Below are 12,373 nucleotides of genomic sequence, written 5' to 3'. Positions count from 1 at the left end.
CGGTTCCTCGGCGGCGGGGAACAGCCCGTAGAGTGACGGGCATTGTCGACACGAGCGGGGGACGGGGATGACCGCCGAACACCCACGTCCCACGTCCCGCATCACCGACGCCCTCCTCCCGACCCCACCCGCGAAGGCCCCGGAGCCCCCGGCGCGCTCCACACCGAGGCCCGCTCAGGCCCCCGCGCCCCTCGCCCCGCCGACTACCCGGCCCGCCTCCGAGCGCCCGACAGCGGCCGGCGATCCGCCGCCCCCGTCGGCCCCGCCCAGCTCGGCCGCCCCGGCGCGCTCCACGTCGAGCACTGCCCCGGCCTCCGCGCCCCTCGCGCCGCCGACCGTCCGGCCCGCCTCCGAGCGCCCGACTGTGGCCGGCGATCCGCCGCCCCCGGTGCGCTCCACGTCGAGTACTGCCCCGGCCTCCGCGCCCCTCGCGCCGCCGGCCGCCCAGGGCGGAGCCGAGCGCGCCACGGCGGCGCCGAGCACCCCACCGCCCCTGCCCCCGGTGGCGCCGCCGCGCCCCGCGTCGGCCGCGTCACCGGCTCCCGAGCCGTCCTCGGCCGCGGGTACCCCGGCGCCCGCGTACCCGTCCGCACCGCCTCACCCCGCGTCGGCCGCGGCCCCCAAGGCGCCCGCCGCCACGGGCACCCCGCCGGCGCCTCCGCAGCGTCTGGCCGCCCCCGAGGAGCCCCGATCGGCCACGGCCGGCGGAGCCCTGCGGCAGCCCCGCCAGGCGTCGTCGTCCGTGCCGGCCCGCCCCGCCTCCCGGCCCGCCGCCGACAACCCGGTGGTCCCTCCGGCCGTCCCGGCTGGCGGGCCGTCCGGCCGGACCGCGGTGCCGCACACCGTTCCGGACACCTCCGAGGCACGGCGCGGATCCGCGTCCCCGACCCCCGCCGCCGGCTCCGCGCCGCCGTCGCCCCGTCAGGCACCCGCGCCCGCCCGCGCCTGGGCGTCGCCGAACGGGGCGGGCGACCTGTCGGAGGTGGAGACCACCACCCGGCTGCGGCCGATCCGTGACACGCCGCGCACGGCTCGCCCGACGCGACCCGCGCCCGTGACCGCGTACGGATACGGGCTCGCCGGCGCCCTGCCGCCCGAGGCGCCCGTCGAGGCCACGACCCGGCTGCGCCCCGTACGCGAGCGCCGCACCGGGCGCGTGCTCGCGGTCACGGCCTGCGTCGTCCTCGGGGTCGGGCTCATCGGCGGCGCCCTCGCCGGGATATGGCTGGCCTCCGCCGACCCCGCGCGCCCCGCCGAACCCGCCGGGTACACCGAGGCGAAGGACCTCTGGCACAACGCCCCCGTGGACACCCTCTTCCCCCGCACCCTCGCGGGCCCCGGCGCGGGGCCCGGCGCCGCCGCACGCACCTGGACCCGGATCGTCGTCGCCCCGGACGCGCCCTGCTCGCCCGCCGTCCTGGCCAAGGGCCTGCTCGCCACCCTCACGCCGCTCGGCTGCGAGCGCGTCCTGCGCGCCACGTACACCGACGCCACCGCCAGCAGCGTCATCACCGTCGGCCTGGTCTTCACCCGCGCCGACGCCGGCACGCAGCGCACCCTCGGCCAGGGCGGCCTCACCGCCCGCCTCGGCGCGGACGTTCCCCCGGCCCTCTCCGGCCCCTCCACCGTCGCGGCCCGCTTCGGCGCCCGGCAGCGCGCGAGCTGGTGGCTGAGCGCCCCCGCCGACCTCCCCGTCGTCGTCACCGCCGTCTCCGGCTTCGCCGACGGCCGGGCCGTCGACCGCCCGCAGCCCGCCGACCAGGCCATGGCCCGGGGCCGGACCGACGCCACCGCCCAGTCCGGCCTCGGCCACGAGGCCAAGGGCATCACCGTCCGCTTCGAAGCGCTGCTGCGCAAGACCGTCGCCGCGACCGTCAAGGAGAAGGAGAACGCCCGGTGACCCGCCCGACCCCCGCCCGGACGACCGCCTTCACCCGGACGACTGCCTCCGCCAAGGCGACCGCCCTCACCCGGACGACCGCCTCCGCCAAGGCGACCGCCTTCACCAAGGCGACCGCCCTCACCAGGACGACCGCCTCCGCCCGGGCGGCCACCGTCGTCCTCCTCGCCGCCGCCTTCTCCGTGCTGCCCGCGACCACCGCCCCCGCCCACGCCGACACCATCCGGGCCCGCCAGTGGGGCCTGGAGGCCCTGCGCACCACCGAGGCCTGGCGCACCACCAAGGGCAAGGGCATCAAGGTCGCCGTCCTCGACACGGGCGTCGACGCAGGCCACCCGGACCTGGCCGGCTCCGTCCTCCCCGGCCGCGACCTCATCGGATTCGGCGCCTCCAAGGGCGACCGCGCCTGGGCCCGCCACGGCACCGCCATGGCCGGCATCATCGCCGGGCACGGCCACGGCCCCGGCGACGAGAGCGGGGTCCTCGGCATCGCCCCCGACGTCGAGATCCTTCCCGTCCGGGTCATCCTGGAAAGCAGCGACAAGGCCCGCGACAAGGCCCGCAAGACCCGCGGCACCGCCCTCGCCGAGGGCATCCGCTGGGCCGCCGACCACGGCGCCGACGTCATCAACCTCTCCCTCGGCGACGACTCCAAGTCCGCCCACCCCGACGCGGGCGAGGACGCCGCCGTCCAGTACGCCCTCGCCAAGGGCGTCTCCGTCGTCGCCTCCGCCGGCAACGGCGGCGAGAAGGGCGACCACATCTCGTACCCCGCCGCCTACCCCGGCGTCATCGCCGTCACCGCCGTCGACCGCTACGGCACCCACGCCTCGTTCTCCACCCGCCGCTGGTACGCCACGGTCAGCGCCCCCGGCCTCGAGATCGTCATCGCCGACCCCGACCGCCGCTACTACGAGGGCTGGGGCACCAGCGCCGCCGCCGCGTTCGTCTCCGGCGCCGTCGCCCTCGTCAGGTCCGCGCACCCCGACCTCACCCCGGCCCAGATCAAGCAGCTGCTCATCGACACCGCCCGCAACCGCCCCAAGGGCGGCCGCAGCGACGCCAAGGGGTACGGGACGGTCGACCCGGCCGCCGCCATCAAGGCCGGGGCCGCGCGCAAGGGCGGCGACCCCAAGAACGTCGCCACCGGCTACCGGGGGCAGTACTTCGGCCCCGGCCCGACCCCCGCGGTCGAGGAGAGCCGTCCCCTCGGCCTGCTGGCCCCCGCCGCCGGAGGACTCGGCGCCCTGCTGCTCCTGACCGCCGTCGTCCTCGGGCGCACGAGGCGCACCCGCTGACGAGCCGCCCCGGCCCAGCCGACGCCGTGGCGAGTGCCCTCGCCGACCACCCGGCGGACAGGACCGCGCCCGTAGCCCGTTAGGCTCGGTGCGTGGCGCTCAAGAACATTCCGGACCCCGGTTTCTCCGACGACGACGGCACCGCCGACCCGCGGCTCGCCGCGGCCCTCGCGGCCTGGGCGGAGGACGGGACCGCCCACGGCCCGGTCCTCGAAGCGCTCAAGGGCGCCCGGCTGCTCGTCCCCGTGGTCGCCCTCCTCGGCGAGGTCGAGACCGACGAGAACGGCCTGCGCCGCGAGAAGACCAGCGACATGGCGGTCCCCACCCTCACCGCGGGCGACCGCCGGGCCCTGCCCGCCTTCACCTCGATCGCCTCGCTCGCCCTGTGGGACCCGGAGGCCCGACCGGTGGCCGTACCGCTCCACCAGGCGCTCCAGGCGGCCGCGCACGAGAAGGCCGACACCGTCGTCCTGGACCTCGCGGGCCCCGTCCCGTACCAGCTGACAGGACCGGCACTGCTCGCCCTCGCCGAGGGCCGCTCCAGCGTCGACCCGCTCGACGACCCGGCCGTACGGGAGGCCGTACGGGCCGCCGTCGCCGCCGAACCCGCGGTCGTCCGCGCCCATCTGGGCCCCGGCAGCGCCGACGGCACCCTGGCCCTGGTCCTCGCCGGGGACGCCGCCCCGGCGGAGGCCGCCCAGCGCGTGGCCCGCGCCCTCGCGGCCGACGAAACACTGAGGGCCCGCCTGGTGCGGGGCCTCGACCTGGCACTGCTGCCGGCCTCGGCCACGCCTCCGGGCGAGCCCTTCTACGTCAAGCGGTAGTAACGGAGAGAAGTCCTAGCCGTACACCGGACCGGTGTACTTCTCGCCAGGACCCTGGCCCGGCTCGTCCGGGATCAGGGACGCCTCGCGGAAGGCGAGCTGAAGGGACTTCAGGCCGTCCCGCAGGGGAGCGGCGTGGAAGGAGGAGACCTCCGTCGCGCCGGCGTCCAGCAGACCCGCGAGCGCGTGCACCAGCTTGCGGGCCTCGTCGAGGTCCTTGTACTTGTCGCCCTCCTCGGTGAGCCCGAGCTTCACCGCGGCGGCGCTCATCAGGTTGACGGCGACCGTCACGATCACCTCGACGGCCGGGACCTCCGCGATGTCGCGGGTCATGGCGTCGAAGTCGGGGTTTTCAGGGGAGTCCGCGGACTCGTTCTGGGGCGTCTCGCTCATGCCTCATACGATAGGCCGCTCCTCGGTTAGCGGAGACCGCCGGGTCCTGCTAACCTTGTGTAACGACCGGCCGGACACGCGTGTGCCCGGCCCACAAGTGGAGGCTCCGTACTCCCACCTGACCACCCTCGCGGGTGGTGGGTCACCGGTCAGGTGGTCCCCATCGTTCCGTACGGACGATGGAACCGCCCGAGTTTGCGCCCCGCGGTTGATCGCGTCGGTGCTCCGGTATTTCCATGGAGCCCCGCCTGTGTCCCGTCCGGGGCGTTTTTTGCGTACCGGCTCGGTTGGTCTCAGAGAAACAGACGTTGCGCGTCCGTCCGCCAGGCGGTCGCGTGGTGCTACCTAGGAGGATCCATCAGCGCCGAGCCCCGCATCAACGACAGGATTCGCGTTCCCGAGGTGCGACTTGTCGGACCCAGCGGCGAGCAGGTCGGGATTGTTCCGCTTGCCAAGGCCCTGGAGCTCGCACAGGAGTACGACCTCGATCTGGTCGAGGTCGCGGCGACCGCCCGTCCGCCCGTGTGCAAGCTCATGGACTACGGGAAGTTCAAGTACGAGTCGGCCATGAAGGCCCGTGAGGCGCGCAAGAACCAGGCGCACACGGTCATCAAGGAGATGAAGCTCCGGCCGAAGATCGACCCGCACGACTACGACACCAAGAAGGGTCACGTCGTCCGGTTCCTCAAGCAGGGCGACAAGGTCAAGATCACGATCATGTTCCGTGGTCGTGAGCAGTCCCGCCCCGAGCTTGGTTTCCGGCTGCTTCAGCGGCTGGCGTCGGACGTCGAGGAGCTTGGCTTCATCGAGTCCAACCCGAAGCAGGACGGCCGGAACATGATCATGGTTCTCGGCCCGCACAAGAAGAAGACCGAGGCCATGGCCGAGGCGCGTGAGGCCCAGGCCGCACGCAAGGCCGAGCGCCAGGGCGTCGCCGCCGACGAGGCGTCCGACGCCGAGGTCGAGGAGGCCCAGGTCGAGCAGACCGAGGCCACCGACGCTCCGGTCGCCGAGGCCGAGGCCGAGGCCGACGCTCCGGTCGAGAACCCCGAGGCGTGACCCGACGGGCTGCCACCCAGGCAGCCCCGGGACCCGCCCGGAACCACCAAACGAAGAATGACGCTCCCGGCAGTCCGGTGTCCGCACCGGGGGAGCGCCACTGACGAGGAGATACGGCGCGATGCCGAAGAACAAGACGCACTCCGGTGCCAAGAAGCGCTTCAAGGTCACCGGCACCGGCAAGATCATGCGCGAGCGCGCCGGCAAGCGCCACCTGCTCGAGCACAAGTCGTCCAAGCTGACGCGTCGCCTCACCGGCAACGCCGAGATGGCCCCGGGTGACGCCGCCAAGATCAAGAAGATGCTGGGCATCTGATCTGATCTCCCGCCCTCGGCGACGACGGGGGCATCCGGCTGAGACCGGGATCCATTCGTTTTTCGGGTCGTGTGAGGACCACCACGACCCCGCTACAAGGAGTTAACAAGTGGCACGCGTCAAGCGGGCAGTCAACGCCCACAAGAAGCGCCGGGCAATCCTCGAGGCGGCCTCCGGCTACCGCGGTCAGCGTTCGCGCCTGTACCGCAAGGCCAAGGAGCAGGTCACCCACTCGCTGGTCTACAACTACAACGACCGCAAGAAGCGCAAGGGCGACTTCCGCCGTCTGTGGATCCAGCGCATCAACGCCGCTGCCCGTCAGAACGGCATGACGTACAACCGCCTCATCCAGGGTCTGAACGCCGCCAACATCGAGGTGGACCGCAAGATCCTCGCCGAGCTGGCCGTCAACGACATCAACGCGTTCGCCGCGCTGGTCGAGGTCGCGCAGAAGGCTCTGCCGGCCGACGTCAACGCCCCGAAGGCCGCCGCCTGATCTTCCAGGCCGCAGTACCTCTGCCCGGACCCGCAGGCGCGTGCGCCTGCGGGTCCGGGTGCGTCGGCCCCCGAAGTCGCCGTCCCCCTCGAAGAGAGAACCGCCGCACCCCATGGTCACCCCCGAGATGATCTCCCCGCGTTCCCCGCGCGTCGTCGCCGCCCGGCGGCTCGCCAAGCGCACCTTCCGGGGCAAGGACCGCCTCTTCATCGCCGAGGGCCCGCAGGCCGTCCGTGAGGCCGTCGACCACCGCGGGGCGAGCGGGGAACCCACCCTCGTCGAGCTCTTCACCACCGTCGAGGCCGCCGAGCGGTACGCCCCGATCATCGAGGCCGCGCTCGCCTCCGGAGCCCGCGTCCACCACGCCTCCGACGCCGTCCTCGCCGAGGTCTCCCAGACCGTCACCCCGCAGGGGATCGTCGGCGTCTGCCGCTTCCTGGACTCGCCCTTCGAGGAGATCGTCGCCGCCCGGCCCAAGCTGGTCGCCGTCCTCGCGCACGTCCGCGACCCCGGGAACGCCGGCACCGTACTGCGCTGCGCCGACGCCGCCGGCGCCGACGCCGTCGTCCTCACCGACGCCTCGGTCGACCTGTACAACCCCAAGTCCGTCCGCGCCTCCGTCGGCTCCCTCTTCCACCTGCCGGTCGCCGTCGGCGTCCCCGTGGAGCAGGCCGTCGCCGGGCTCAAGAGCGCCGGCGTACGGATCCTCGCCGCCGACGGAGCGGGCCAGGACGACCTCGACGACGAACTGGACGCCGGCACCATGGGCGGGCCCACCGCCTGGATCTTCGGCAACGAGGCCTGGGGCCTGCCCGAGGAGACCAGGGCCCTCGCCGACGCCGTCGTCCGCGTCCCCATCCACGGCAAGGCCGAGAGCCTCAACCTCGCCACCGCGGCCGCCGTCTGCCTGTACGCCTCCGCCCGCGCCCAGCGCCCCCGAACCTCCGCCTGAAGGGTCCATTCCGGCGTCCCCGCCCAGTAGAGTGACCGTTTCGGGGGCCCACTGCGCTACACGGAGGGGTGGGATACGGGGATGACGGTCGGCACGGACAGTCCCGCACAGGCACGGAGCGCCGCGCCGCACGCCCCGGAGGAGCCCGGAGCCGCCGGAACACCCGCGGACGACCAGGTCTCCACCGCCGACACCACCACCGCCTTCGCCGGGGTCCACCCCGACGACCTGCCCGACGGTCTCGTCATCGCCGACGAGAGCGGCCGGGTCGTCTGCTTCAACGCCGCCGCCGGCCGCATCACCGCCGTACCCGCCGACCGGGCCCTCGGCCTCCCCCTCGACCAGGCCCTCCCCCTGGAGGACCTCAAGGGGCGCCGCTGGTGGACCCTGACCGACCCGTACGGCGGACTCGCCACCCGCCGCGGCCAGCCCGAGCGTAATCTGCTGCTCCCCGGCGGCCGCGAGGTCCTCGTCTCCGCCCGGTACGTCCGCGAGCACCCCACCGGCCCCGTCCGCCGCGTCGTGGTCTCCCTGCGCGGCACCGAGGCCCGCCGCCGCACCGAGCGCAGCCACGCCGAGCTCATCGCCACCGTCGCCCACGAGCTGCGCTCCCCGCTGACCTCCGTCAAGGGGTTCACCGCGACCCTCCTCGACAAGTGGGAGCGGTTCACCGACGAGCAGAAGCGGCTGATGCTGGAGACCGTCGACGCCGACGCGGGCCGCATCAAGCGCCTCATCGCCGAGCTCCTCGACATCTCCCGGATCGACTCCGGCCGCCTTGAGGTGCGCCGCCAGCCCGTCGACCTCGCCGCCGCCATCGGCCGCCACATCCAGGTCCACACCACCGGCGGCCAGTCCCCGGACCGCTTCTTCGTACGGATCAGGCCGCAGCTGCCCGCGCTCTGGGCCGACCCCGACAAGATCGACCAGATCCTCGGCAACCTCCTGGAAAACGCGGTGCGCCACGGCGACGGAACCGTCACCATCGAGGTGGCACCCGGTACCGCGGGCGACGACGGAGAAGAGGGGACGGAGGTCACCGTGAGCGACGAGGGCCCCGGCATCCCCGAAGCGTCGATGAGCCGCGTCTTCACCCGCTTCTGGCGGGGCAGCAAACGCGGCGGCACCGGCCTCGGCCTCTACATCGTCAAGGGCATCGTCGAGGCCCACGGCGGCACCATCACCGTCGGACGGGGCCCCCGCGGCGGGGCCGAGTTCCGATTTACCCTGCCCGTCGGCACCCCGGCCCATCTCATCTGACGAGATCTGACCAGTTTCAGACAAGATCCAGACGAGATCAGAGGCCGCCCAGCCTGCCCACGGGCTCATCACCGTCCGAGCGCCCCGTTAGACTCGACCTTTGGCACGTTTGCGCCCTTGTCGTCGAGCGGGGCCGCGCCCAGCCAGCCAAACGGAAGCACGGGAAGAGATGTCGGCACCGAATAAGTCGTACGACCCGGTCGAGGTCGAGGCCTTGAAACCGGAAGAGATCGAGCGCATGCGGGACGAGGCGCTCGCCGCCTTCGCGGCCGCCGGCGACCTCGACGCGCTCGCGCACGCGAAGACCGCGCACACCGGTGGCACCTCGCCGCTGGCGCTCGCCAATCGCGAGATCGGCGCCCTGCCCCCGCAGGCCAAGGCCGCCGCAGGAAAGGTCGTGGGCCAGGCCCGCGGCGCCGTCTCCAAGGCGCTCGCAGCCCGCCAGACCGAGCTGGAGGCCGAGCGGGACGCCCGCGTCCTCGTCGAGGAGGCCGTCGACGTCACCCTGCCGTACGACCGTGTCCCGGCCGGCGCCCGGCATCCGCTGACGACGCTCATGGAGCGCGTCGCGGACGTCTTCGTCTCCATGGGGTACGAGGTCGCCGAGGGCCCCGAGGTCGAGGCGGAGTGGTTCAACTTCGACGCCCTCAACTTCGTCCCGGACCACCCGGCGCGCCAGATGCAGGACACGTTCTTCGTCCAGGGGCCGGAAGGCACCACGGGCGACGAGTCCGGCGTCGTCCTGCGCACGCACACCTCGCCGGTCCAGGCCCGCACCCTCATCGACCGGGAGCCCCCGGTCTACGTGGTGTGCCCCGGCCGCGTCTACCGCACCGACGAGCTCGACGCCACGCACACCCCGGTCTTCCACCAGATCGAGCTGCTCGCCGTCGACGAGGGCCTGACCATGGCCGACCTCAAGGGCACCCTGGACCACATGGTCCAGGCGCTCTTCGGCCCGGACATGAAGACCCGGCTCCGCCCGAACTTCTTCCCCTTCACCGAGCCGTCCGCCGAGATGGACATGCTCTGCTACGTCTGCCGCGGCGAGTCCGTCGGCAACCCGGACCGTCCCTGCCGCACCTGCGGCAGCGAGGGCTGGATCGAGCTCGGCGGCTGCGGCATGGTCAACCCGAAGGTGCTCGTCGCCTGCGGTGTGGACCCCGAGAAGTACAGCGGATTCGCCTTCGGGTTCGGCATCGAGCGGATGCTGATGTTCCGCCACAACGTCGACGACATGCGAGACATGGTCGAGGGTGACATCCGGTTCACCCGGCCGTTCGGGATGGAGATCTGATGAGGGTCCCGCTTTCTTGGCTGCGGGAGTACGTCGACCTGCCGGCGACGGAGACCGGCCGAGACGTCCAGGCCGCACTCATTTCGGCAGGCCTCGAGGTCGAGACCGTCGAGCAGCTCGGCACCGGCCTGACCGGCCCGCTGGTGGTCGGCAAGGTCCTCACCATCGAGGAACTGACGGAGTTCAAGAAGCCCATCCGCTTCTGCACCGTCGACGTCGGCCAGGCCAACGGCACCGGCGAGCCCCAGGAGATCATCTGCGGCGCCCGGAACTTCGCCGTCGGCGACAAGGTCGTCGTGGCCCTGCCCGGCGCCGTCCTCCCCGGTGACTTCCGGATCGCCGAGCGCAAGACGTACGGCCGGGTGTCCCGCGGCATGATCTGCTCCGGCGACGAGCTGGGCATGGGCGACGACGGCACGCACGGCATCATCGTGCTCCCGCCGGAGTACGAGATCGGCATCGACGCCACGGTCCTCCTGGAGCTGTACGACGAGGTCCTCGACATCGCCGTCACCCCGGACCGCGGCTACTGCCTCTCCCTGCGCGGCATCGCCCGCGAGCTCGCCATCGCGTACGGCCTGCCGCTGCGCGACCCGGCGCTCCTCGACGTGCCCGCGCCGAACGCGTACGGCTACCCGGTCCAGGTCTCCGACCCGATCGGCTGCGACCGCTTCACCGCGCGCACCGTCGTCGGCCTCGCGCCCGAGGCGCGCTCCCCGATCTGGCTGCAGCGCCGCCTGCAGAAGGCCGGCATGCGCCCGATCTCGCTGGCCGTGGACGTCACCAACTACGTGATGCTGGAACTCGGCCAGCCGCTGCACGCCTACGACCGGAGCCGTCTCGACGGCCCCATCGGGGTGCGCCGCGCCGAGGCCGGCGAGAAGATCACCACCCTTGACGGCACCGTCCGCGTCCTGGACGCGGCGGACCTGGTCATCACCGACAACCGCGGTCCGATCGGCATCGCCGGCGTCATGGGCGGCGCGAACACGGAGATCGCCGACCCGGCGACGGACCCCGAGACCGGCTTCGTCAGCGGCACCTCCGAGGTCGTCATCGAGGCCGCGCACTTCGACGCGATCTCGATCGCGCGCACCGCCCGCCGCCACAAGCTGTCCTCCGAGGCGTCCAAGCGCTTCGAGCGTGGCGTCGACCCGCAGGCCGCCGCAGCCGCCGCGCAGCGCACCGTCGACCTGCTCGTGCTGCTCGCGGGCGGTACGGCCGAGGCCGGCGTCACCGAGATCAGCGCCCCGTCCGCGCCGCGCACGATCACCATGCCGGCGAACCACCCGGACAAGGTCGCGGGAGTCGACTACGGCCGTGAGACCGTCGTCCGCCGCCTCCAGGAGGTCGGCTGCGACGTCTACGGCCAGGACGAGCTCGTCGTCACCGTGCCCTCGTGGCGCCCCGACCTCAACGAGCCGAACGACCTCGCCGAAGAGGTCATCCGTCTGGAGGGCTACGAGAACCTGCCCTCCACGCTGCCGAAGCCCCCGGCCGGCCGCGGGCTCACCGAGCGCCAGCGCACCCACCGCCGCGTGGGCCGCGCCCTGGCCGGCGCCGGCTACGTCGAGGCGCTCAGCTACCCGTTCATCGGCGAGCAGGCTCTCGACCACCTCGGTCTCGACGCGGACGACGCCCGTCGCCGGCTCGTGACCCTGGTCAACCCGCTCTCGGACGAGGAGCCCGCGCTCCGTACGACGCTGCTCCCGGGCCTGCTCGGCGCGCTCCGTCGCAACGACAGCCGGGGCAGCCACGACCTGGCGCTCTTCGAGACCGGTCTCGTCTTCCGGCCCGAGGGACAGCCCGGCGTCGCCGTCCGGCTGCCCGTCGACCGCCGTCCCACCGACGAGGACGTCGCCGTGGTCAACGCCGCGCTGCCCGCGCAGCCGCGCCGCGCCGCGGTCGTCCTCGCCGGTGCGCGCGAGCAGGCCGGCTGGTGGGGCAAGGGCCGTCCGTCCGACTGGGCGGACGCGGTCGAGGCCGGCCGGACCGTGGCCGCCGAGGCCGGGGTCGAGCTGATCATCAGCGCCGACCAGCACGCCCCGTGGCACCCGGGCCGCTGCGCCGCCTTCCACGCCGAGATCGACGGCGAGAAGGTCCTCGTCGGCCACGCCGGCGAGCTCCACCCGCGCGTCGTGAAGGCGTTCGGGCTCCCGGCCCGCAGCTGCGCGATGGAGATCGACCTGGACCTGCTGGAGAAGGCGAACGAGGGCCCGCTCAAGGCTCCCCGGATCTCCTCCTTCCCGGTCGCCACCCAGGACGTCGCCCTGGTCGTCGCCACCGAGGTCCCGGCCGCCGAGGTCGAGACCGCGCTGCGCGAGGGCGCGGGTGAGCTCCTCGAGTCCATCCGCCTGTTCGACGTCTACACCGGCGACCAGCTGGACGAGGGCACCAAGTCCCTGGCGTACGCGCTGAAGTTCCGCGCCACGGACCGCACCCTCACGGTCGACGAGGCCACCGCGGCCCGCGACGCGGCCGTCGCCCTGGCGACCGAGCGCACGGGCGCCGTCCTGCGCGGCGCCTGACCCGCACGAGCACGACACGGAGGGCCGCCCCGGGTACGTACCGGGGCGGC

General features: G+C 73.5%; 11 protein-coding genes. 10 read left to right on the top strand and 1 reads right to left on the bottom strand.

The genetic code is table 11. From position 1 onward, the window contains the following. Window positions 1-67: 67 nt before the first annotated feature. The 3 genes from ACFWWU_RS28380 (at window position 68) to ACFWWU_RS28370 (ending at window position 4,022) form a co-directional block, all read left to right on the top strand. Entirely contained in the window at window positions 68-1,900 is a 1,833-nt protein-coding gene (locus tag ACFWWU_RS28380) for a hypothetical protein (protein WP_384149106.1), read from the top strand. Window positions 1,901-2,082: 182 nt separating this feature from the next. Beyond that, window positions 2,083-3,198, top strand: a complete 1,116-nt coding sequence (gene mycP / locus ACFWWU_RS28375) for a type VII secretion-associated serine protease mycosin (RefSeq protein WP_384149222.1) — start codon at window positions 2,083-2,085, stop codon at window positions 3,196-3,198. A 92-nt stretch (window positions 3,199-3,290) separates the two neighbouring features. Then, a complete protein-coding gene (locus ACFWWU_RS28370; RefSeq protein WP_384149104.1) occupies window positions 3,291-4,022 on the top strand; it encodes an SseB family protein in 732 nt (243 codons plus the stop codon). A gap of 15 nt (window positions 4,023-4,037) precedes the next feature. Here the strand turns inward: ACFWWU_RS28370 and ACFWWU_RS28365 are convergent, their stop codons facing one another. Next, window positions 4,038-4,415: a DUF1844 domain-containing protein gene (locus tag ACFWWU_RS28365; RefSeq protein WP_055644482.1), complete on the bottom strand. Its 378-nt coding sequence runs from the start codon at window positions 4,413-4,415 to the stop codon at window positions 4,038-4,040. 357 nt (window positions 4,416-4,772) lie between these two features. Between ACFWWU_RS28365 and infC the strand changes: the two genes are divergently transcribed. The 7 genes from infC (at window position 4,773) to pheT (ending at window position 12,323) form a co-directional block, all read left to right on the top strand. Further along, window positions 4,773-5,474, top strand: coding sequence for a translation initiation factor IF-3 (gene infC / locus ACFWWU_RS28360; protein ID WP_384149220.1), 702 nt, complete (start codon window positions 4,773-4,775; stop codon window positions 5,472-5,474). A gap of 121 nt (window positions 5,475-5,595) precedes the next feature. Then, window positions 5,596-5,790 carry a 50S ribosomal protein L35 gene (rpmI, locus tag ACFWWU_RS28355; protein ID WP_024760685.1) on the top strand — a complete coding sequence of 65 codons (195 nt, stop codon included), beginning with the start codon at window positions 5,596-5,598 and terminating at the stop codon, window positions 5,788-5,790. 109 nt (window positions 5,791-5,899) lie between these two features. Then, window positions 5,900-6,286, top strand: a complete 387-nt coding sequence (gene rplT, locus ACFWWU_RS28350; RefSeq protein WP_024760684.1) for a 50S ribosomal protein L20 — start codon at window positions 5,900-5,902, stop codon at window positions 6,284-6,286. Window positions 6,287-6,398: 112 nt separating this feature from the next. Then, window positions 6,399-7,238 carry a TrmH family RNA methyltransferase gene (locus tag ACFWWU_RS28345; protein ID WP_384149101.1) on the top strand — a complete coding sequence of 280 codons (840 nt, stop codon included), beginning with the start codon at window positions 6,399-6,401 and terminating at the stop codon, window positions 7,236-7,238. Window positions 7,239-7,319: 81 nt separating this feature from the next. Further along, complete coding sequence (locus tag ACFWWU_RS28340) at window positions 7,320-8,498, top strand: ATP-binding protein (protein WP_384149099.1); 1,179 nt, start codon at window positions 7,320-7,322, stop codon at window positions 8,496-8,498. Window positions 8,499-8,667: 169 nt separating this feature from the next. Then, window positions 8,668-9,795, top strand: a complete 1,128-nt coding sequence (gene pheS / locus ACFWWU_RS28335) for a phenylalanine--tRNA ligase subunit alpha (RefSeq protein WP_384149097.1) — start codon at window positions 8,668-8,670, stop codon at window positions 9,793-9,795. Beyond that, window positions 9,795-12,323 (top strand): phenylalanine--tRNA ligase subunit beta, encoded by a 2,529-nt coding sequence (gene pheT / locus ACFWWU_RS28330; protein ID WP_384149095.1) that lies wholly within the window; start codon window positions 9,795-9,797, stop codon window positions 12,321-12,323. Before pheS ends, pheT begins: the two co-directional genes overlap by 1 nt. Window positions 12,324-12,373: the final 50 nt, after the last annotated feature.

Source organism: Streptomyces sp. NPDC058650 (genome assembly GCF_042717315.1).
In the GTDB taxonomy this organism is placed as follows: domain Bacteria; phylum Actinomycetota; class Actinomycetes; order Streptomycetales; family Streptomycetaceae; genus Streptomyces.
The sequence above is the reverse complement of the archived record's forward strand: the minus strand, read 5'-3'. Positions and strand labels throughout refer to the sequence as shown.